At 68.1% G+C, this 20,672-nt stretch carries 26 protein-coding genes; 16 read left to right on the top strand and 10 right to left on the bottom strand.

What is annotated here, in order from left to right:
- Nucleotides 1-517, top strand: a 517-nt coding sequence (locus BU124_RS12185; RefSeq protein WP_084863857.1) for a DUF4329 domain-containing protein, incomplete at its 5' end; no start/stop codon positions are given.
- Nucleotides 518-538: 21 nt separating this feature from the next.
- On the opposite strand, the gene BU124_RS12190 is transcribed toward BU124_RS12185, so the two are convergent.
- Complete coding sequence (locus BU124_RS12190) at nt 539-1,480, bottom strand: DUF808 domain-containing protein (protein WP_084863858.1); 942 nt, start codon at nt 1,478-1,480, stop codon at nt 539-541.
- Nucleotides 1,481-1,518: 38 nt separating this feature from the next.
- Nucleotides 1,519-1,899, bottom strand: a complete 381-nt coding sequence (locus BU124_RS12195) for a DoxX family protein (RefSeq protein ID WP_084863859.1) — start codon at nt 1,897-1,899, stop codon at nt 1,519-1,521.
- Nucleotides 1,900-2,090: 191 nt separating this feature from the next.
- On the opposite strand from BU124_RS12195, the gene gap (BU124_RS12200) reads away from it, so the two are divergent.
- The 4 genes from gap (BU124_RS12200) (at nt 2,091) to BU124_RS14830 (ending at nt 4,808) form a co-directional block, all read left to right on the top strand.
- Nucleotides 2,091-3,092 (top strand): type I glyceraldehyde-3-phosphate dehydrogenase, encoded by a 1,002-nt coding sequence (gene gap, locus BU124_RS12200; protein WP_084863860.1) that lies wholly within the window; start codon nt 2,091-2,093, stop codon nt 3,090-3,092.
- Between the two features lie 85 nt (nt 3,093-3,177).
- Nucleotides 3,178-3,321 (top strand): hypothetical protein, encoded by a 144-nt coding sequence (locus tag BU124_RS14825; RefSeq protein ID WP_179141916.1) that lies wholly within the window; start codon nt 3,178-3,180, stop codon nt 3,319-3,321.
- A 136-nt stretch (nt 3,322-3,457) separates the two neighbouring features.
- Entirely contained in the window at nt 3,458-4,459 is a 1,002-nt protein-coding gene (gene gap / locus BU124_RS12205) for a type I glyceraldehyde-3-phosphate dehydrogenase (protein ID WP_084863861.1), read from the top strand.
- Nucleotides 4,460-4,646: 187 nt separating this feature from the next.
- Nucleotides 4,647-4,808 (top strand): hypothetical protein, encoded by a 162-nt coding sequence (locus BU124_RS14830; protein WP_179141917.1) that lies wholly within the window; start codon nt 4,647-4,649, stop codon nt 4,806-4,808.
- Between the two features lie 122 nt (nt 4,809-4,930).
- Here the strand turns inward: BU124_RS14830 and coaD are convergent, their stop codons facing one another.
- Both coaD and BU124_RS12215 read right to left on the bottom strand, forming a co-directional pair.
- Nucleotides 4,931-5,422: a pantetheine-phosphate adenylyltransferase gene (coaD, locus tag BU124_RS12210; protein ID WP_084863862.1), complete on the bottom strand. Its 492-nt coding sequence runs from the start codon at nt 5,420-5,422 to the stop codon at nt 4,931-4,933.
- A gap of 78 nt (nt 5,423-5,500) precedes the next feature.
- Nucleotides 5,501-5,938: a CBS domain-containing protein gene (locus tag BU124_RS12215; RefSeq protein WP_084863863.1), complete on the bottom strand. Its 438-nt coding sequence runs from the start codon at nt 5,936-5,938 to the stop codon at nt 5,501-5,503.
- A gap of 272 nt (nt 5,939-6,210) precedes the next feature.
- On the opposite strand from BU124_RS12215, the gene BU124_RS12220 reads away from it, so the two are divergent.
- The 6 genes from BU124_RS12220 (at nt 6,211) to BU124_RS12245 (ending at nt 11,021) form a co-directional block, all read left to right on the top strand.
- Entirely contained in the window at nt 6,211-7,710 is a 1,500-nt protein-coding gene (locus BU124_RS12220) for a CoA-acylating methylmalonate-semialdehyde dehydrogenase (protein WP_084863864.1), read from the top strand.
- A gap of 86 nt (nt 7,711-7,796) precedes the next feature.
- Nucleotides 7,797-8,924, top strand: coding sequence for a carboxylate-amine ligase (locus BU124_RS12225; RefSeq protein WP_084863865.1), 1,128 nt, complete (start codon nt 7,797-7,799; stop codon nt 8,922-8,924).
- Between the two features lie 147 nt (nt 8,925-9,071).
- Nucleotides 9,072-9,728 carry a Crp/Fnr family transcriptional regulator gene (locus tag BU124_RS12230; protein WP_084863866.1) on the top strand — a complete coding sequence of 219 codons (657 nt, stop codon included), beginning with the start codon at nt 9,072-9,074 and terminating at the stop codon, nt 9,726-9,728.
- 97 nt (nt 9,729-9,825) lie between these two features.
- The gene (locus BU124_RS12235; protein WP_084863867.1) at nt 9,826-10,026 is read left to right on the top strand and encodes a YgaP family membrane protein; all 201 of its coding nucleotides are present in this window, start codon (nt 9,826-9,828) and stop codon (nt 10,024-10,026) included.
- Between the two features lie 178 nt (nt 10,027-10,204).
- A complete protein-coding gene (ssb, locus tag BU124_RS12240; protein WP_084863868.1) occupies nt 10,205-10,681 on the top strand; it encodes a single-stranded DNA-binding protein in 477 nt (158 codons plus the stop codon).
- Nucleotides 10,682-10,691: 10 nt separating this feature from the next.
- Nucleotides 10,692-11,021, top strand: a complete 330-nt coding sequence (locus tag BU124_RS12245) for a hypothetical protein (RefSeq protein WP_084863869.1) — start codon at nt 10,692-10,694, stop codon at nt 11,019-11,021.
- On the opposite strand, the gene aroB is transcribed toward BU124_RS12245, so the two are convergent.
- Both aroB and BU124_RS12255 read right to left on the bottom strand, forming a co-directional pair.
- Nucleotides 11,018-12,121, bottom strand: a complete 1,104-nt coding sequence (gene aroB, locus BU124_RS12250) for a 3-dehydroquinate synthase (RefSeq protein ID WP_084863870.1) — start codon at nt 12,119-12,121, stop codon at nt 11,018-11,020. The genes BU124_RS12245 and aroB overlap by 4 nt on opposite strands.
- Nucleotides 12,111-12,698 carry a shikimate kinase gene (locus tag BU124_RS12255; RefSeq protein WP_281250902.1) on the bottom strand — a complete coding sequence of 196 codons (588 nt, stop codon included), beginning with the start codon at nt 12,696-12,698 and terminating at the stop codon, nt 12,111-12,113. The genes aroB and BU124_RS12255 overlap by 11 nt, the downstream gene beginning before the upstream one ends.
- Before the next feature lie 230 nt (nt 12,699-12,928).
- On the opposite strand from BU124_RS12255, the gene BU124_RS14835 reads away from it, so the two are divergent.
- The 4 genes from BU124_RS14835 to BU124_RS12270 are packed head-to-tail and all read left to right on the top strand — an operon-like array spanning nt 12,929 to nt 16,940.
- Nucleotides 12,929-13,084, top strand: coding sequence for a hypothetical protein (locus tag BU124_RS14835; RefSeq protein WP_179141915.1), 156 nt, complete (start codon nt 12,929-12,931; stop codon nt 13,082-13,084).
- A gap of 38 nt (nt 13,085-13,122) precedes the next feature.
- Nucleotides 13,123-14,655, top strand: a complete 1,533-nt coding sequence (locus BU124_RS12260; RefSeq protein WP_143529981.1) for a hypothetical protein — start codon at nt 13,123-13,125, stop codon at nt 14,653-14,655.
- Nucleotides 14,652-15,599: a site-specific tyrosine recombinase XerD gene (locus BU124_RS12265; protein WP_084863872.1), complete on the top strand. Its 948-nt coding sequence runs from the start codon at nt 14,652-14,654 to the stop codon at nt 15,597-15,599. The genes BU124_RS12260 and BU124_RS12265 overlap by 4 nt, the downstream gene beginning before the upstream one ends.
- Nucleotides 15,600-15,650: 51 nt before the next feature.
- Nucleotides 15,651-16,940: an HlyC/CorC family transporter gene (locus tag BU124_RS12270; RefSeq protein WP_084863873.1), complete on the top strand. Its 1,290-nt coding sequence runs from the start codon at nt 15,651-15,653 to the stop codon at nt 16,938-16,940.
- Between the two features lie 81 nt (nt 16,941-17,021).
- On the opposite strand, the gene BU124_RS12275 is transcribed toward BU124_RS12270, so the two are convergent.
- Nucleotides 17,022-17,300, bottom strand: coding sequence for a hypothetical protein (locus tag BU124_RS12275; RefSeq protein ID WP_084863874.1), 279 nt, complete (start codon nt 17,298-17,300; stop codon nt 17,022-17,024).
- A 117-nt stretch (nt 17,301-17,417) separates the two neighbouring features.
- Nucleotides 17,418-17,936, bottom strand: coding sequence for a hypothetical protein (locus tag BU124_RS12280; RefSeq protein WP_143529982.1), 519 nt, complete (start codon nt 17,934-17,936; stop codon nt 17,418-17,420).
- A gap of 612 nt (nt 17,937-18,548) precedes the next feature.
- Between BU124_RS12280 and BU124_RS12285 the strand changes: the two genes are divergently transcribed.
- A complete protein-coding gene (locus BU124_RS12285) occupies nt 18,549-19,139 on the top strand; it encodes an invasion associated locus B family protein (protein WP_084863891.1) in 591 nt (196 codons plus the stop codon).
- Nucleotides 19,140-19,197: 58 nt separating this feature from the next.
- On the opposite strand, the gene BU124_RS12290 is transcribed toward BU124_RS12285, so the two are convergent.
- A complete protein-coding gene (locus BU124_RS12290; RefSeq protein WP_084863876.1) occupies nt 19,198-20,412 on the bottom strand; it encodes a beta-ketoacyl-[acyl-carrier-protein] synthase family protein in 1,215 nt (404 codons plus the stop codon).
- A complete protein-coding gene (locus BU124_RS12295) occupies nt 20,409-20,672 on the bottom strand; it encodes an acyl carrier protein (protein ID WP_084863877.1) in 264 nt (87 codons plus the stop codon). The genes BU124_RS12290 and BU124_RS12295 overlap by 4 nt, the downstream gene beginning before the upstream one ends.

Raw genomic sequence — 20,672 nt, forward strand, 5'->3', positions numbered from 1 at the left:
GGGGCCTGACACGCGCCAGCCGCCCGCGACCGCCCGGGCCAGCGCGCCGGACGACGCGCGCGCCAACCGTTTCGCCATGGGCTTTCTCGACGCGATCCAGCCGCGCTCGGTCGCGCTGCGGCGCGAGTTCTGCGGGTTCTTCCGCGTCACCGAGACCGGCGCGATCGCCGCGACACCGCCCCGGGTTGGCGATTTTGCGGGTTGCGAGATGCCCGTTCCGCGCGCCGGCGCGGGGGTTTTCGCCTCGTATCATACACACAGCGCCTTCGCGCCGGGCTATGACAACGAGGTGCCTTCGCTGCAAGACCTGCGCAATGATGTCCGGCTGGGGATCGACGGCTACGTCAGCACGCCGGGGGGCCGGGTCTGGCGGGTGGACCACGCGACGCGCAGCACCGTCCAGCTTTGCGGGCTCGGCTGCGTCTTCATGGACCCGGGCTTTTTGCCGCTGAATGAGTCCGGCATCCGGGCGCGCTATTCCATGGCTGATCTGCGCCGCCGCGCGGCCGCCAACTGACCCTCCGGCCGGCCCTTGCTGTCAGTGCGCCGCGGACCCGCCGGTCAGCCGCGCCATGACATGGCCCACTGCGGGAATCAGCAGCAGCCCGACCGCCAGCCCGATCAGCCCGTCCAGCCCGGCCGTGACCGCCCAGCTGGCGAAGCCGCCCTCGCCCACCGTCGCCGCGGCCCCGTGGATGCCGTCGTAGACCAGGTGCCAGCCCAGGTCATGCGTGCCATGGACGAGGATCGATCCCCCCACCCAGAGCATGGCCACGGTGCCGATGATCGACAGCAGTTTCATCACGTGGGGCATCCCCTTGACCAGCCCGCGGCCGAGGCCCCGACCCAGCCCGCTGCGCCCTTCGGCCGCCAGCGCCAGGCCGATGTCGTCCATCTTCACGATCAGCCCGACCGTGCCGTAGACCAGCGCGGTGATGCCCACGGCCACGATGGCCAGAGTCGCGGCCTCCAGCAGGAAGGTGCCCTCGGGGATCGCGGCCAACGAGATGGTCATGATCTCGGCGGAGAGTATGAAATCCGTCTTGATCGCACCTTTCACGCGCTTCTCCTCCAGATGCACGGGGTCGCCCACGTCGAGGTCCTTCTCGACCTGCGCATCGGCACGCGGGAACAGCCAGTGGTGGACCTTCTCGGCGCCCTCGAAACACAGGTAGAACCCGCCCAGCATCAGCAGCGGCGTGCTCAGCCAGGGCGCAAAGGCATTGAGCGCCAGTGCCACCGGCAGCAGGATCACCAGCTTGTTGAAAAAACTCGCCCGGGCGATCTTCCAGATGATCGGCAATTCGCGCTTCGGGTCCAGCCCGTGGACGTATTTCGGCGTCACCGCCGCATCGTCGATCACCACGCCCGCGGCCTTGGACCCGGCCTTGGCCGACATGCCCGCCACGTCATCCATGCTGGTGGCCGCCAGTCGCGCGAGCGCCGCGACATCGTCCAACAGGGCCAGAAGACCACTCATTCTGCATACTCCGTCCGTGTCGCAGCCACTCTTGCGTCTCAGCGGTGCGGTTGCAAGGCGAAGCGTCCCGCCCGCTGTGCGGCCAGCACCAGACAGCCGCCCGCGATGGCCCAGTTCTTGACGAAGATCGAGATCTGCCAGGGGTCGTCCGGAAGGAAATGGAACAGGCTGGTCCCCGCGCAATAGCCCGCCAGCAGCAGCGCCACGAGGCGCACGCGCCAGCCCAAGGCCAGCGCCAGCCCCGCCAGCGCGTTGAAGGCCAGCGCGGGCCAGACCAACGCGCCCGGAAGGCCGCGCGCGGCCAGCAGGGCCATGGCCGGGTCCGGGTCGAGCGCCTTTTGCGCCGCGCCGCCCAGGAAAAGCGCCGCGATCAGCAGCCGCCCCGCGAGCACAAGCCAGTCATCGAAGCGATTCTCCATGGCCCCAGATACCATGCCGCTGGCGGACTGTTAGCGGCACCGCGCCAACGGGTCCGTGACCGGCGTTAGCGCAAACCGCCCCAAACCCGCCGACGTTATCGCTAACCTTCTGGTCACTCGTCATTTTCCAGCTTGGTATACGGCAGAATACCGCCTATGACACGCCCGGACAGCGCCCTGAGGAGACCCCCATGACAGTCACCATCGGCATCAACGGGTTCGGCCGCATCGGCCGGTGCACCCTCGCCCATATCGCCGAGGCCGCCCGCAATGACGTGCAGGTCGTCAAGATCAACGCCACCGGCCCGGTCGAGACCAACGCCCACCTTCTACGCTATGACAGCGTGCACGGGCGCTTCGGCGGCCAGGTCGATGTGGTCGACGGCAAGCTGGACCTCGGCCGCGGTGGCATCGAGGTCATGTCGCGTTACGACCCGCAGGACCTCGACTGGGAGGGCTGCGACGTCGTCCTGGAATGCACGGGCCAGTTCAACGACGGCCGCGAGTCCGCCGTCCACCTGGAGCGCGGCGCGGGCAAGGTGCTGATCTCGGCGCCGGCGCGCAACGTGGACCGGACCATCGTCTACGGCGTCAACCACCGCATGCTCGATATCGAGGACCGCATGGTCTCGAACGGGTCCTGCACCACCAATTGCCTGGCGCCACTGGTCAAGGTGCTCAACGACGGGATCGGGATCGAACGCGGGCTGATGACCACGATCCACAGCTACACCGGCGACCAGCCCACGCTGGACCGCCGCCACGACGATCTCTACCGCGCCCGCGCCGCCGCCATGGCAATGATCCCCACCAGCACCGGCGCCGCCCGGGCACTGTCCGAGGTGCTGCCCGAGATGGCGGGCAAGCTCGACGGCACCGCGATGCGCGTGCCCACGCCCAACGTGTCCTGCGTCGACCTGACCTTCGAGGCGCAGCGGGACGTGACCGCCGCGGACGTCAACGCCGTCGTCGCCGAGGCCTGCGCCGGGCACATGGGCATGGTCATGGCCTATGATCCCGCCCCCAAGGTCTCGGTCGATTTCAACCATACGCCGCAAAGCGCCATCTTCGCGCCGGACCAGACCAAGGTCGTGGGCGGGCGCAGCGTGCGGGTGCTGGCCTGGTATGACAACGAATGGGGCTTTTCGGCGCGCATGGCCGACGTGGCGGGCCACATGGGCCGGCTGATCTGACCGGGAAACCGGGCTACGCGGCCCGGCCAGGCCAACTGCCCAATAGGCCTTTGCCTTCGCCCCCGCGGACTCCTAAGAAGGCGGCATGACCAACCGCGTCGCGATATGGCTGCTGCTGCTTCTGGCCGGGCTCCTGGTGCTGGACGGACTCGCGCAGGACTCCGCCTTCACCATCTTCCTGGGCCGCAAGTTCATGGAATTGCTGCAATACCTCGCGATCTGGCGCTGACCGGGCCGGCCCGCCGCAAGACAGGCGGGTTGACCTTTGGCCAAAAAAGCGGATGTTAGCGCCAACAGCGGCGCGGAGGCCAAGCCGCACCATGCCAATCCAACAACCACGCCAATCCAAGACGGAGGGCCCTTCCATGTCAGTCAAAGTCGCCATCAACGGGTTCGGTCGGATCGGCCGCAACGTGCTGCGCTCCATCGTCGAATCGGGGCGCACCGACATCGAGGTCGTCGCCATCAACGATCTCGGCCCGGTCGAGACCAACGCCCACCTGCTGCAGTTCGACAGCGTCCACGGCCGGTTCCCGGTCGCGGTCAGCCACACCGACGACAGCATCGACGTGGGCCGCGGCCCCATCGCCGTCACCGCCATCCGCAACCCGGCCGAGCTGCCCTGGTCCCATGTCGACGTCGTGCTGGAATGCACCGGCATCTTCACCTCCAAGGAGGCCTGCCAGGCGCACCTGCAAACCGGGGCCAAGCGGGTGCTGATCTCGGCCCCCGGCAAGGGTGCGGACAAGACGATCGTCTACGGCGTCAACCACGACCAGCTGGGGCCCGAGGACATCGTCGTCTCCAACGCCTCCTGCACCACAAACTGCCTGTCCCCGGTGGCCAAGGTGCTTCATGACGAGATCGGCATCGTCAAGGGCTTCATGACCACGATCCACAGCTACACCGGCGACCAGCCGACGCTGGACACGATGCACAAGGATCTCTACCGCGCCCGCGCCGCGGGGCTGTCGATGATCCCCACCTCGACCGGCGCGGCCAAGGCGGTTGGGCTGGTCCTGCCCGAGCTGGACGGCAAGCTCGACGGTGTGGCGATCCGCGTGCCCACGCCCAACGTCTCGGTCGTGGACCTGACGTTCGAGGCCGCCCGGGACACCACCGCGGACGAGGTCAACGCCGCCATCCGCACCGCCGCGGACGGCCCCCTCAAGGGTGTGCTGGGCTATACTGACAAGCCGCTGGTCAGCACGGATTTCAACCACGACCCGCATTCCTCGGTCTTCCACACCGACCAGACCAAGGTCATGGAGGGCGGCATGGTGCGCATCCTGTCGTGGTACGACAACGAATGGGGCTTTTCCAGCCGCATGGCCGACACCGCCGTCGAGATGGGCAAGCACATCTGACACTCCCGGACCATGCAGAAACCGTGAAAGCCGTCCCCGCCGGGGGCGGCTTTTTCGTATCCACCGCGCGGGGCCATGCGGAAAACGCAAGGCCGTTAGCGCAAACTGTCAGTGGTGCTGCAGCGCGGCATTCCCATATAAGCGGGGCAACGGACACCGGAACGGCCAACCAAAAAAGGAGACTGACATGACCGCTTTCACCACCCTCCGCACGGCCCTGAAAAAGCGCGCCGCCTACGCCCGCACCAAGCGCGAACTGGCCAACGTGCCGCACGCGCTGGCCATCGAGGACCTGGGCTTCTACACCGGCGACGCCGACAAGATCGCGCACAAGGCCGTGTACGGCTGACCGCGCCGGTCATATTGGCAAATAAACGCGATCAACCCCGGCCGGGCCCACGCCCCGCCGGGGTTTCGCGTTGCGCGGCCGATGTCCCCGCAAAACCTGCGCAGTGCAGCCGCCCCGCCGGATCAGCCCAGCCTGTCGCGCAGCGCGGCCTCGACCGGGGGCGAGACGAATTTCGACACGGCCCCGCCCAGCCGGGCGATCTCCTTGACCAGCTTCGAAGCGATAGCCTGGTGTTGCGCGTCGGCCATGAGGAAGACCGTTTCCACCCGGTCGTCCAGCGCCCGGTTCATGCCGACCATCTGGTATTCGTATTCGAAATCGGCCACGGCGCGCAGCCCGCGGACGATGATCTGCGCGCCCACGTCGCCCGCGCAATCGATCAGCAGGTTCTCGAAGGGGTGGGCGACGATCTCGGTGCCGGTCTCGGCGGTCAGGGCCACGCACTCCGCCTCGATCATCGCCACACGCTCTTCCAGCGTGAAGAGCGGGCCCTTGTCGCGGTTGATGGCAACACCGATCACTAGCCTGTCCACCAGCGTGCAGGCCCGGCGGATGATGTCCACATGGCCCAGTGTCACCGGGTCGAACGTGCCTGGGTAAAGGCCGATGCGCATCGCTGGTCCTTTCGGGCTGCCGTGTCGCGGCGCAGGCAACACCAGCGCGCGGGGGAATGCAAGCGGCGCCGGGGAGCCTCAGTGGCCCATGATCATGCCTTCCAGCGCGTCCTTTTCCATCGCCAGTTCGGCCAGGCGCGCCTTGACCACGTCGCCGATCGAGATCAGCCCGATCATCCGGCCGTTCTCCATCACCGGCAGGTGGCGAAAGCGCCCTTCGGTCATGCGGCTCAGCACCGCGTCGGAACTGTCGGCGGGGGTGCAGGTGACCGGGTCGCGGGTCATGACCTCGCCCACGGTCTTGGACAGGCACTCGGGCCCCTGCCGGCCGATCTCGCGCACGATGTCGCGTTCCGACAGGATGCCGGTGGGCGTGATCCCGTCGTCATCGCTGATCACCATGGTCCCGATCCGGCGGTCGGACATGATCGCCGCGGCGTCCTTTGTCTGGGCATCGCTGCGCAGCGTCAGCACCCCGTCGACGGCCTTTGAGGAGAGAATTTGTTGCACGAGCATGGCATGTCCCTTGTGACTTTGCGCCAGCGTCCCCGCGTCCGCCCCGTCTGTCAAGCGACCATGCGTTCCAGCCGCGCCACCTCGGCGCGGGTGCCGTCCGCCACCACCCACGCGCAGTAGCTGCGCCTGCACCGCTAGGAAGACCCGCATGTCGTCCCTGTTCCGCACGCCGCCCCCGTTTTGCAAAATGACAAACCCTTTTGATGGATCGCCTCTTCTTGCGGCAGGATTGCACGGCTAGACTGCGCGCATTCAGACCGCAGGAGGACCCCATGCACGAGATCGGCCACTACATCGACGGCGCGCGCGTCGCGGGCACCTCGGGCCGTTTCGGCGATGTCATGAACCCCGCCACCGGCGAGGTGCAGGCCAGGGTGGCCCTCGCCACCCCGCAGGAGGTCGACGACGCCGTCGCTCGTGCTGCGACGGCGCAGGAGGCCTGGGCGAAAGTGAACCCGCAGCGCCGCGCGCGGGTGATGATGAAGCTGGGCCAGCTCATCACCGAGAACATGGACGCCCTCGCCGAGGCCGTCAGCCGCGAACACGGCAAGACCCTGCCCGACGCGCGCGGCGACGTGCAGCGCGGACTTGAGGTGGTCGAGGTCTGCATGGGCGCGCCGCACATGCTCAAGGGCGAGTTCACCGACAACGGCGGCCCGGGCATCGACCTGCACTCGATGCGCCAACCGCTGGGCGTCGTCGCGGGTATCACGCCCTTCAACTTCCCGGCCATGATTCCCCTGTGGCAACTGGCCGGGGCCATCGTCTGCGGCAACGCGATGGTGCTGAAGCCCTCGGAACGGGTGCCCAGCACAGCGCTGATGCTGGCCGAGTTGTGTTCGCAGGCCGGGGTGCCCGACGGCATCCTGCAGGTCGTCAACGGCGACAAGGCGGTCGTCGACGCCCTGCTGGACAACGAGACGATCCAGGCGGTGGGCTTCGTCGGCTCCACCCCGATCGCGCAGTACATCTATGCCCGCGCCAGCGCCAACGGCAAGCGTGCGCAATGCTTCGGCGGGGCCAAGAATCACATGGTCATCATGCCCGATGCCGACCTGGACAAGGCCGCCGACGCGCTGGTCGGCGCGGGTTACGGCGCGGCGGGCGAGCGTTGCATGGCGATCTCGGTGGCCGTGCCCGTGGGCGCGGACACCGCCGACCGGCTGACCGAGAAGCTGCTGCCGCGCATCGAGAACCTGAAGGTCGGCCCCTACACCGCCGGCGAGGACGTGGACTACGGCCCCGTCATCACCGCCCAAGCGCGCGAGCGTATCCTCGGGCTGATCGGCGCGGGCGTGGACCAGGGCGCCGAGCTGCGCATCGACGGGCGCGATTTCGCGCTGCAGGGCTACGAGCGGGGCTATTTCATCGGGCCGTCGTTCTTCGACCGCGTCACCCCGGACATGGACATCTACCGCGAGGAAATCTTCGGCCCGGTCCTGTGCCAGGTCCGTGCGGGCAGCTACGACGAGGCGCTGCAGCTCGTGATGGACAACCCCTACGGCAACGGCACCGCGATCTATACCGCCGACGGTGATACCGCGCGGGACTATGCCCACCGGGTCAACGTCGGCATGGTTGGTGTCAACTTCCCGATCCCGGTGCCGCTGTCCTATCACACCTTCGGTGGCTGGAAGAAATCGGGCTTCGGCGACCTCAACCAGTACGGCCCCGACGCCTTCCGGTTCTACACGCGCACCAAGACCGTGACCTCGCGCTGGTTCTCGGGGATCAAGGACGGCGGCGAGTTCAACTTCAAGGCCATGGACTGACCGCAGGCGGCGGCCGGTCCGCGCTTGCCGTTTGCGCCGCGCCGCCGCAGACTGCCGGCCAGTGATACCTGCTCCAGGAGGCCGGGATGATTGAGCCGGAATTCTCGATCGGCATCGAGGAGGAATATCTTCTCGTCGACAAGGACACCATGGCGCTGGCCGTGGTGCCCGAGGGCCTGATGGCCGATTGCGAGGCCGCGCTCGGCGGGCAGGTCGCGCCCGAATACCTGCAATGCCAGATCGAGATCGGCACCAAGGTCTGCGCCACGGTGGCCGAGGCGCGCGCAGACCTCGCCCACCTGCGCCGCACCATCCGCGACTGCGCCGCCGCCTACGGCCTGACGCCCATCGCCGCCTCGTGTCATCCGCTGGCCGACTGGAAGGACCAGCACCACACCCACAAGCAGCGCTACGACCAGCTACGCGAGGACCTGGGCGGCGTCGTCCGGCGCATGTTGATCTGCGGGATGCATGTACATGTCGGTCTGAACTCGGACGCGCTGCGCGCCGACCTGCTGGGCCAGCTGTCCTATTTCCTGCCGCACCTGCTGGCGATGTCCACCTCCTCGCCCTTCTGGCAGGGCGAGGATACCGGGTTGGCCTCGTACCGGCTGTCGATCTTCGACAACCTGCCGCGCACCGGGCTGCCGCCCGCGCTGGACAGCTGGGACGAATACCAGCGCTCGGTCCAGGCGCTGGTGGAGCTGGGCGTGATCGAGGACGCCACCAAGATCTGGTGGGACCTGCGCCCCTCGGCCCATTACCCGACGCTGGAGGCGCGGATCTGCGATGTCTCGCCCCGGCTGGATCATGCCGTCGGGCTGGCGGCGCTGATCCAGGCGCTGACGCGGCTGCTCTGGCGGTTGCGCGTGCGCAACCAGCGCTGGCGGCGCTACGACAACTTCCTGGTGCAGGAAAACCGCTGGCGCGCGCAGCGGTATGGCACCACCAGCGGGCTGATCGACTTCGGCCGCGGCGAGATCGTCCCCTTTGCCGAGCTTTTCGAGGAACTGCTGGAACTGGTCGAGGCCGACGCGGGGGTGCTGCAATGCAGCCAGGCGATCGAATCGCTGCGCGGGATCATGACCACGGGCACCAGCGCCGAACGCCAGCGCGCCGCCAGCCGCGCCGCACGGGACGCGGGCGCCGATGGAGAGGGGCAGATGCGCGCGGTGGTCGGCCACCTGATCGAGGAATTCAGCGCCGACCTGTGAGGCCCTTCTTGATCGGCAGGGGGCGTCCAGATGGAAATCGACCCTCCGGGGGGAGTTTATAGGCCAAGATGAAGGAACACGCATGAGCGACAGTCATATCCGCCCCGACCGCCCCGCGGGCCGTGTCGCACTGACCCGGCCCCGCGCATGAGCTGGCTGGAGGAGACCGACCTGGTCCGGCTGGACGCGCCGGACCGCGCCGCGCTTGCGCGGCTCGCGCCGGTGACGCTGCCGCGCGGACGCAGCCTGTTTCACCCCGGCGAGGCCGCCGAGGGCTTTCCACTGGTCCTGCGCGGTCGCGTCGAGGTCTTTCTGGTGGGGCCGTCGGGACGTGACATCCTGCTTTATGCCATCGACCCCGGCGAGACCTGCGTGCAGACCACGCTGGGCCTGATGGGCGGCGAACCCTATACCGGCGAGGCGCTGACCGCGCGGGAGACCGAGGTGGTGACCGTCCCCAAGGTGCTGTTCCTCAGGCTCATGGACGACTCCGACGTGTTCCGGGCCTTCGTGTTCCGGGCCTTTGCCCAACGCATGAAAAGCACCATGCATGTTCTTGAAAAAGTAGCATTTCACAAGATCGAGTCGCGTCTGGCCGAAGCGCTTCTCGATCTTGCCGAGGGCGATCACGTCACCGCCACGCAGGCCGAGCTGGCCAGCCGCATCGGCTCGGCCCGCGAGGTGATCTCGCGCCGGCTGGACGGCTTCGCGCGGCGCGGCTGGGTACGGCGCGACCGCGGCCATGTCACCCTGCTGGATCGAGCGGCCCTCGCCCGGCTGGCCCGGATCGCGGCGGAAAGCTGAGCCTTGCGTGACGTGGTCACAGACGCCGGGCGGCGTTTGGGCTAGCTTCGCGTCATCTGCCCGACTCAGTCGGGTGCACTGCAAAAAGGCACATACAATGACCAAGAACATCGGCAGCACGGAACGCGTCATCCGCGGCCTTGTCGGCGTGGCGCTGATCCTCGCCTTCTTTCTGAACTCGGACGGCCAGTACAGCTGGCTCTACCTGCTGGGGATCATCCCGCTGGGCACGGCTTTCGTCGGCTGGTGCCCGCCCTATGCGCTGCTGGGCATCAACACCTGCAAGACCGGCAAGTGAGAGAACCCCGGGCGGGGGCGCACGGGCGCCCCTGCCGACTGTCAACGCCGGCCCGCGGCGGGGCGGTTTTTCCTGTTGGGCCGCACCCGGCCCAGCGACATTCTTCTTTCATTAACCATTCTGGGATGGTGTAACAGCGCCACCACACGACTGGGATTCTGAAAAAAGGGAGGGCGCCATGGCCGGATCCGTCAACAAGGTCATTCTGATCGGCAACCTGGGGCGCGACCCGGAAACGCGCACCTTCCAGAACGGCGGCAAGGTCTGCAACCTGCGCATCGCCACCTCGGAAAACTGGAAGGACCGCAACACCGGCGAACGCCGCGAAAAGACCGAATGGCACTCGGTCGCGATCTTCTCGGAGCCGCTGGCCAACGTTGCCGAGCGGTACCTGAAAAAGGGCTCAAAGGTCTATCTTGAGGGCCAGCTGGAAACCCGCAAGTGGCAGGACCAGTCCGGCCAGGACCGTTATTCGACCGAGGTCGTTCTGCGACCCTACAAGTCCGAACTGACGATGCTCGACGGCCGCGGCGAAGGCGGCGGCGGGGGCGGCGGCTACATGTCCGACCAGTCGGGCGGTGGTTTCGGCGGCGGCTACGACAGCGGCCCGGCCAGCCCGGCCGGCGGCGACATGGACGACGAGATCCCGTTCTGAGGCACGTGCAATGGGCGCCCTGCCCCCGGAACTGAAGATCCTGATCCTGAACGCGGCCGGCCTGGCCGTGGCCTATCTGGGCATCTATCCCAGCATGGCGCGCATCACCCTGCGCCGCCTGTTGCGGCAGGATGTCGTGCTGTCGGTGGTGCTGCTGGGCGTGGCGGGCGTGATGTTCGCGGGCACCGGCACGCGGTTCTCGCTGGTGGTGTTCGACACCCCGTGGTGGGTCTTCACCCTGCTGACGGCCATGGTCATGGAATGGCCGCTGTTCCGCTGGTTCTGCCGGCGCCACGCGATCGACCCGTTTTCCGAGGACGCCTGGCACGACGACGACTAGAGCGCGTCGGCCAGCACCCGTTCGACGACCGCGCGCGGCACATCCGACGTGACGAAGGCCGCGCCGATCCCGCGCGCCATGACGAAGCGCAGCTGCCCGTCCACGACCTTCTTGTCCTGACCCATGAGATCGACCAGCGCCGCGGCGCCGGGCAAGGTGCCGGGGATGTCGCGCAGGTCGGTCTTCATGCCCATGGCGGCGAGGTGCGCGCGCAGGCGGCTGGGGTCCTCCTGCGGGCACAGGCCATGCCGGGCGGAGGTCTCGAAGGCCAGCGCGCAGCCGATCGCCACCCCCTCGCCATGCAGCAGACGGTCGGAATAGCCCGTCGCGGCCTCGAGCGCGTGGCAGAAGGTGTGGCCGAGGTTGAGCAGCGCGCGGTCGCCCTGCTCGGTCTCGTCGCGCATCACGATATCGGCCTTCATGCGGACCGACCGGGTCACCGCGTCCACCAGCGCGGCGGCATCCTCGCGCAGGTTGGGGCCGTTGTCCTCGAGCCAGGCAAAGAAATCGGCGTCCCCCAGCAGCCCGTACTTGACCACCTCGCCGTAGCCCGACAGGAAATCGCGGGCCGGCATGCTGGCGAGTGCCGCCGTGTCGGCCAGCACCAGCGCGGGCTGATGGAACGCGCCGACGAGGTTCTTGCCCTGCGGCGTGTTGATGCCGGTCTTGCCGCCCACGGAACTGTCCACCTGCGCCAGGAGCGAGGTCGGCACCTGCACGAAGCGCACCCCGCGGCGCACCACGGCGGCGGCGAATCCGACAAGATCGCCGATCACCCCGCCCCCCAGCGCCACGACGATATCGCCGCGCTCGACCTGCCGCTCGAGCAGCCATTCGACGGTGCGGGTGAACTGCGCCCAGCCCTTGGTGGCCTCGCCCGGCGGCAGGGTCAGCGCGGTGCTTTCGATGCCCTCGGCGCGCAGGGCGTCTTGCAGCGGCGCCAGGTGCAGTGCGGCGACAGTTTCCTCGGTCACGATCACCAGGCGCGGCCGGCGCAGAAGCGGCGCGATCTCGGCGCCGGCCCGCCCGATCAGCCCCGGCCCGATTCGCACGTCGTAGGCCCGGCCGGGCAGATCGACGGCGACGGTTTCAATGCGCATCGGGCACCTCCAGGATATCGGGCCGGTCGGCCAGCACCGCGATCACGCGGTCGGTCATGGCGTCGATGGACAGGCCCGGCTCGGCGCGGGCGCGCAGGCCGGCCTGCGCGTAGATCGGCGCGCGCTCCTCCAGCAGCCGGGCCAGCGTCGCCTTGGGGTCCGGCGTGCGCAGGAGCGGCCGGGTGTCCTTGTGGCGCACCCGCTCCCACAGCAGGTCGAGATCGGCCTCCAGCCAGAGCGCCACGCCACGGGCGGCGATGGCCCGGCGGTTGCGCTCGGCCAGAAAGGCCCCGCCCCCTGTGGACAGCACGCAAGGCGTGGCCCGCAGCAGGCGGGCGATGACCTCGGCCTCGCGGGCGCGGAAGAAGGCCTCGCCGTCGCGGGCGAAGATTTCCGGGATGGTGGCGTTGGCGGCCGCCTCGATCTCGGCGTCCGAATCGACGAAGCCGACACCCAGCCGCGCGGCCAGGCTGCGCCCGATGGCCGACTTGCCGCAGCCCATCATGCCCACCAGAACCACCGTGCAATGAAGCCGCGGCCGCCCGGTGATCCGCCTGTGCCCTGTGCTGCTGCCCACGTCTGCCCTGCCCCTGCCTTCACAACCACTGTCATCCTGTCGCGCCCGGCCGTCGGCACCGCCCCGCCGGTTGGTGAAATTTCCCGTTCAATGACGTGAAATTCATCCGATGGCCATGTATAAGCCTCAACGTGGGGTAGCGAAACCGCCCGCGTCCGCCAGCCCGCGCCGGAAGTGGCGCGAACACGGGGGCGCGGCACGGGGCAGAAAAAACGGATTGGGGCAAAGGCATGGTGTGGCGGCTGATCAAGGCAGTGCTGGTGTTGACGATTTTCGCGGCACTGGGTCTGATCGCCTATGCCTATATCGGGCCGATCTTCTTTGCCGAGGATTTCGCACCGCCGGTCGAACAGGTCACCAAGCCCGTGACACTCGAGGTGGAATAGCGGTGAAACCCCTCTCGATATCAGGGATCGCATTGGGGTTGGCCGCCATTCTGGCCACTGCCCCGGCCCCGGCCCAGACGACCGAACCGGCCGACATGCGACCCATGTCGGCCATCGACTGGCTGTCGGAAAGCGTGCGCGTGCCCACCACCGCCCCGCGTCAGGACCCCGGGCCGCACCCACCCGAGGACCCGGTCGCCGACAGCGCCACGATCCCGGATGTCTCAGTGCGTCCACTGGATGCGCCCTCGCCCGACCGGGTGGGGCTGATGTCACCGGCCACGACCGGCCTGCCCGAGACGCTCTGGGCGGGCAGCGACTCCGAGACGCTGGTGACACTCCTGCGGGCCGAGCGGGTTGAGACCCTCGCCCCCCTGCGCGACCTTCTGATGCGGCTGATCCTGACCGAAGCCGACCCGCCCGCGAATGCCGGCCCCGAGGGCGCGCTGTTTCTGGCGCGGGTGGACACGCTGCTCGACATCGGCGCGCTCGACCCCGCGCAGGCCATGCTCGAGGCCGCCGATCCCGACACGCCGGCGCTGTTCCGGCGCTGGTTCGACGTCTCGCTTCTGACCGGTACCGAGCGGCGGGCCTGCGATGTTATGCAGGACAAGCCCGGCATCGCGCCGACCCCGGCCGCGCGCATCTTCTGTCTGGCCCGCGCCGGCGACTGGTCGGCGGCGGCCCTGACACTCAACAGCGCCGAGGCGCTGGGCGAGATCGACGCGGAGACAGCCGATCTCATGGCCTGGTTCCTCGACCCCGAGCTGTTCGCGGGCGAGACGCCGCCGCGCCCGGATCGCGTCACGCCGCTGATCTTTCGCATCCGCGAGGCCGTGGGCGAGCGCCTGTCCACGACCGGCCTGCCCCGCGCCTTTGCCCATTCCGACCTGCGCGACACCGTCGGCTGGAAATCCCGGATCGAGGCCGGCGAAAGGCTGTTGCGCACCGGCGCGATCGCGCCGACGGTCCTGCTGGACCTCTATACCCGGCAGGTGCCCTCGGCCTCGGGCGGGGTCTGGGAACGGGTGCGCGCGGTGCAACGGCTCGAGACCACGCTGTCGGGCCGGCAGGCCGAGGCGGCCTCGGCGGCGCTGGTGGCCGCCTGGGACCGGCTGACGGGTGCGGGCACGCAGGCGGTGCTGGTCAACGGGTTTGCCGAGCGGCTGTCGCAGGCCAGCCTGACACCGCGCGCCACCGGGCTGCGCTACCGCGTGCTGATGCTGACCGAGGCCTACGAGACCCACGCGCTCGACCTCGCCGCGCCCGAGGGCACCGAACTGCTGCGGGCGGTGGCGCGCGGCCGGGTTGATCCGGACATGCCCGTTCCCCGAGCGGCGGAACCGATCCGGGCCGCCTTCGCCGCCCCGCGCCCGGACGAACGGCTGGTCGAGATGGCCGAAAAGGACCGGCTGGGCGAAGCCATCCTGCGCAGCATCGCCACGGTCCAGCAGGGCCTCGACGGCGATCCGGCGGCCCTGACCGAGGGGCTGTCGACCCTGCGCGCGCTGGGGCTGGAGGACATCGCCCGGCGCACCGCGCTGCATCACCTGATCCTGTCGGGGACATGAGCGCCGCCGATCAGCCCCGCGCCCACTGGCTGCAGGCCTTCCTCGAGGCGCAGGCCGCCGAACTGGACGCCGCCGAGAACACGCGGCAGGCCTATACCCGCGACCTGACCGCCTTCGGCGACTGGCTGGAGGCGCGCGGGGCGCATTTCGCCACCGTGACGCGGGACCAGATCGAGGACTACCTCGTGACCTGCGCGGCCGAGGGGCTGGCCCCCGCCACCCGCGCCCGGCGGCTGTCGGCGATCAAGCAGCTCTTCCGCTTTGCCTTCGACGAGGGCTGGCGTAGCGACGACCCGGCCAGCCGGATCGCCGGGCCGGGCCGGCCCCGAAACTTGCCCCGCACCCTGACCCTCGCGGAGGTCGAGGCGCTGCTGGACGCCGCCCGCAACAGCGCTCGCGACCGGACGCGCAACACCTGCCTGATGGAACTGCTCTATGCCACCGGCATGCGGGTTTCCGAGCTGGTCGCCCTGCCCGTCTCGGCCGCGCGGGGCGACCCGCGGATGCTGCTGGTGCGCGGCAAGGGCAACAAGGACCGCATGGTGCCGCTGTCGGACCCCGCACGCGCCGCGCTCGTTGCCTGGCTGGCGGACCGGGATGCCGCCGAGGATGCGGCGGCCGCCCGACGCAAGCCGCGCTCGCCTTACTTGTTCCCCTCGCGCGGCAAGGCCGGCCACCTGACCCGGCAGACTTTTCACGGGCTGCTCAAGACCTGGGCCGCGCAGGCGGGCCTCGCCCCCGACCGTGTCAGCCCGCATGTCCTGCGGCATGCCTTTGCCACGCACCTGCTGGCCGGCGGCGCCGACCTGCGCGCGATCCAGACGCTGCTGGGGCACGCCGACCTGGGCACCACGGAAATCTACACCCATGTCCTCGAGGAACGGCTGCGCGACCTCGTGCTGGAGCACCATCCCCTGGCCGTCGATTCCCCCGGCGATGCTTGAAGCCGCGCGCTCGAGGCCTCATAACGACGTCATGCAACGGATTAGCCTCACATGATCGACGCCGCCTTCTGGATGACCGCGGGAACCATCCTCGTGCTGCTGGTGCTTTCGGGCTGCTTCTCGGGGTCGGAGACCGCGTTGACGGCGGCCTCGCGCGGCAAGCTGCGCTCGAACGCCGACAAGGGCGACAAGGGCGCGGCCCGGGCGCTGGCCGTCACCGAGGACAGCGAGCGGCTGATCGGCTCGATCCTGCTGGGCAACAACCTGGTCAATATCCTGGCGACCTCGCTGGCCACGGCGCTGTTCACGCGCGCCTTCGGCGAAAGCGGCGTTGCCATGGCGACGCTGGTCATGACGTTGCTGGTGCTGATCTTCGCCGAGGTTCTGCCCAAGACCTATGCCATCACCAACGCCGAAACGGCCGCCGCGCTGGCCTCGCGGCCGATTTCCGTGGTGGTCACACTCTTCGCGCCGATCGTGGCCGCCGTGCGCCTGCTGGTGCGCGGGGTGCTGCAGGTCTTCGGCGTGCCCACGGACCCCGACACCAACATCCTGGCTGTGCGCGACGAGATCGCCGGCGCGCTGCAGCTGGGCCATTCCGAGGGCGTGGTCGAGAAGGAGGACCGCGACCGCATCCTCGGCGCGCTCGACCTGGGGGAACGCGCGGTCGAGGAGATCATGCTGCACCGCTCTGAGATCGAGATGATCGACGCCGGCCTGCCGGTGATGGACATCCTCTCGCATGTGCTCGACAGCAAGCACACGCGCCTGCCGCTGTTCCGCGACGAGCCAGAGAACATCGTCGGCGTGTTGCACGCCAAGGACCTGCTGCGCGCCATGCACCGGATGCTGGGCGACGGCCGCATCGACCCCGAGGAACTGGCCGATTTCGACATCCTGACAGTCGCCATGGAGCCCTACTTCATCCCCGAGACGACCTCGCTCGACGACCAGATGCGCAAGTTCCTCGGCCGCAAGACCCATTTCGCGCTGGTGGTCGACGAATACGGCGCGCTGCAGGGGCTGATCACGCTGGAGGACATCCTCGAGGAGATCGTCGGCGAGATCACCGACGAGTTCGACACCGACGACGCGCAGGAGTTCACCGCCGCCGAGGACGGCAGCGTGACGGTCGAGGGCGGCATGACGATCCGCGACCTCAACCGCGCCATGGACTGGACCCTGCCCGACGACGAGGCCAACACCGTCGCCGGGCTGGTCATCCACGAGGCGCAGATGATCCCCGCGCAGGGCCAGGTCTTTTCCTTCCACGGGTTCCGCTTCGAAGTGACGGAAAAGGAGGAAAACCGCCTGACCCAGCTGCGGATCAGCCCGACCTGACGCGCCGGGGGTCGAGGGGCTTCCGATCGCGGAACGGGCGGGCAAATGCCGCCCATCCCGCGACTTCACGCTGTGGCCGGTTCAGAACAGTCTGCCGTACATCGTGCCGAAGGTCGAAAAGCCCGGATTTGCGACGGTTCCGGCAATGGATTGGTCCGGCACGGTCGCGTCAGACTCACCGAAGGGCATGGTCAGCATCAGGCTGAAGCCCTCGATCGTGTCACCGCCCCCAGACGCTGAGAAGCTGCGATACTCACCCGACAGCACAAGGGCCCGGCGAGAAAACGCGCCGGGGATCTTGTAAGAGGCCCCGATGGCGCCTCTCTCGATCGTTTCTCCGAAAAAGCCGTCCAGCGACATGGCCCCACCGAACAGGGCAATTTCCGGTGTCACCTTGTAGTGCCCGGCCAGCCCGGTGGCTGTCAGCTCATCACCGCCACTATCCTCCAGGTTCTGGTAAGACCCGTAGACGCCGAGCTACCTAGTCCGGTAGCCCGCGTGCAGGCCCCATTCGTCGTTGTTGTTGTCGGACCCATGCTCGGTGGTCTGACCAGCATAGGCCGACACGTGCACGCCCTCGGCGGCGTATCCGAGCGACAACCCGTAGCTATCGAGGGTCAACGGAGCACCCGCGGACTCGTCAAGAGTGAAACGATGAAGGTAGGCACCGGCCGTCAGGCCGTTCCGGAACTGATACCCCACGGACCCGAAAACATTGTAGATTTGATCCTCATCACCACCGTCATCAAGCAGGTTCGCCCGACCGGTCAGATCGATCATGAGGCCGTTTGCGAAATCGGTCGAATAGGTCCCGTTCACGAGCCAGCTGTCGTTGGTATCGCTGCCCGCGTCCGTCTGGCCGTATCCCAGGGAAACCGTTCCGCTTTCCGCCAGTGCCGTCATGGGCAGGATCGAGGCAAGGGCGGTGACTAATACCGTCTGCTTCATCGGGAAACCTCCTGTCGTTGCGGGCAAGTCTTCGGCGGCGAAGTCCATGATATCACGTGACAAAAATCAAAACCTGCGCATGTAGATCCGCGCTGGTCGATCATTTCCGTCCGGGTTCCGTGTCGTCAGGCGGTCGGCTGGGGTATACTCGTCGGCCCATGAGACCCAGAGCGCACCGCGTGACGGTGAATGACCACGGCCCGTGTCGGTCGCCCGTGACGGGCAGGAATTTATTAACGTGTTCGCTGCATCCTGAAAGGGCGCCGTGGCCAGGCTCCTCCGGCCGCGGTGCATCCTCCCTGTCAGACTTGCCGCGCCTTCGGGCGCGGCGATTTTCGTGGACGCGGTGCCGTTCGGCGGCGGTCATCAGGGCGTGTCATGGCCGCCATGACAGATCGTCAAGATTGGCTGTTGACGGGTGACACGGGTTTGCGTAGCGTTCAACCGATAAGTCGGCCAAGTCCGACAGGGAGAATTGGAAAAGGGTCCGCGAGGGCCCTTTTTCATTTGGTGAACCTCTGGACAGCCAGCCCCTTGCGCGGGCCGCCGCCGACAGCCATGGCGGCATGCGCCGAAGACTGGACCTCGGCGGATTTCGGTCTGACAGGGGCGCCGATCCGTGCTAGGCCAACCCCGACCGGAAACCAAGTGGACGCGAACATGACTTCCAAGACCATTCTCTCCCTCGTGGCCGTCATGGCGATGCTGGGCCTGCCCGCCGTGGCGCAAGACGATAGCGCAACGGACCCGGCCGCCGGGCTCGACATGGGCACGCCCGTCGACGAGGAGGGCAACCCGATCACCGACGACCCTCAGCCGGGCCAGCAGTACGTCCGCGACGAATTTGACGACTGGTCCGTGCGCTGCCTGCGCACCGAAGAGGGCGAAGACCCCTGCCAGATCTACCAGTTGCTGTCGGACGAAGAGGGCAACGACGTGGCCGAGGTCTCGATGGTCAGCATCGACGAGGGCCAGGCGGCCGCCGGGGCGACCATCGTGGCGCCGCTGGGTACGCTTCTGACCGAACAACTGACCCTGCGCGTGGACGGCGGCACCGCGCGGCGCTTCCAGTTCACCACTTGCAACGAGGGCGGCTGCATCGCTCGCGTCGGCTTTACCGAACAGGACGTCGGGCTGTTCAAGGCCGGCGCCGAGGCGACCCTGCGCCTTGTGCCCTTCGCCGCGCCCGATCAGGAGGTTATTCTGACCGTCTCGCTCGCCGGCTTCACCGCAGCCTTCGACTCGCTCTGAGCCACCGGCGCCATTTTGCCACCGTCGTCCCGGTCCCCCGGGGCGGCGGTTTCCTGTGTCAGGGGGCCCGTTTCAGCGCCAGCACGGCATTCAGCCCGCCAAAGGCGAAGGCGTTCGACAGCGCCACCTCGACCGGCGCCTCGCGCGCCGCGTTGGGCACCACGTCCAGCGCGCACTCGGGGTCGAACTCCTCGTAACCGATGGTGGGGGCCACCACCCCGTCGCGCAGCGCCATGATGCACGCCAGCAGTTCCACCGCACCGGTGCCGCCGATCAGGTGGCCGTGCATGGACTTGGTCGAGGAGATCATCAGGTTGTCGGCCTGCGCCCCGAAGACATCCGCCACGGCGGCGCATTCGGTCTTGTCGTTGGCGGCCGTGCCCGTGCCGTGGGCGTTGATGTAGCCCACCGCCGAGCGGTCGATACCGCCATCGCGCAGCGCGCCTGCGATGGCCCGTGCCGCCCCCTGTTTCGAGGGCATGACGATATCCGAGGCATCCGAGGACATGGCGAATCCCGCCACCTCGGCGAGGATCTCGGCGCCGCGCTTTTTCGCGTGGTCCAGCCGCTCGAAGACGAAAACGCCCGCCCCTTCGCCCTGCACCATGCCGTTGCGCGTGGCACTGAAGGGGCGGCAGGCGTCCTTGGACATCACGCGCAGCCCTTCCCAGGCCTTGACCCCGCCGAAACACAGCATGGATTCCGACCCGCCGGCCAGCATCACCTCGGCCATGCCGGACCGGATCATGTTGAAGGCCTGCCCCATGGCATGGTTGGACGAGGCGCAGGCGGTCGCCACGGTAAAGGACGGCCCGCGAAGGTTCCATTCCATGCTGACGTGGCTGGTGGCGGCATTGTTCATCAGTTTTGGCACGATGAAGGGATGGACCCGGTTCTTGCCTTCTTCGTAGACCGCGCGGTAGTTTTCGTCCTGCGTGTTCAGCCCGCCGCCCGAGGTGCCCAGCACCACGCCGGACCGGTCCGCGAGGTCGCCCGAGAACGACAGCCCCGCCTGCCCCAGCGCCTGCCGCGCGGCCAGCAGGGTGAACTGCGTGAACCGGTCGTAGAGCGAGATTTGCTGGCGGTTGAAATGGGTCAGTTCGTCGTAGTCCGTGACCTGCCCGCCGATCTTGACGGCCAGCCGGTCCACATCGCGGATGTCCAGCGGGCCGATACCGCAGCGCCCCTCGCGCATGGCCTCCAGCGTGGCGGGCACGTCATGGCCCAGGGCGTTGATCGTGCCGGCCCCGGTGATGACGACGCGGTGGCTCACGTCTGGTCCTGCACCAACCGCTCCACCGCCGCGATGATGGCGCTGACCGAGGAAATGTCGAAGTCGCTCTCCGACGGGTCGTTGGCGTTGAAGGGAACCGAGATGTCGAAGGTCTCCTCGATGGCGAAGATGCTCTCGACCAGCCCGAGACTGTCGATGCCAAGATCCTCGAGCGTGCTCTGCGGTGTCACGTCAGACGGGTCGAGCATGGCCTGTTCGGCGATGATGGCGATCACCTTGTCAGCGATGTCGTCACGCAT

The organism is Salibaculum halophilum, from assembly GCF_002094885.1.
In the GTDB taxonomy this organism is placed as follows: domain Bacteria; phylum Pseudomonadota; class Alphaproteobacteria; order Rhodobacterales; family Rhodobacteraceae; genus Salibaculum; species Salibaculum halophilum.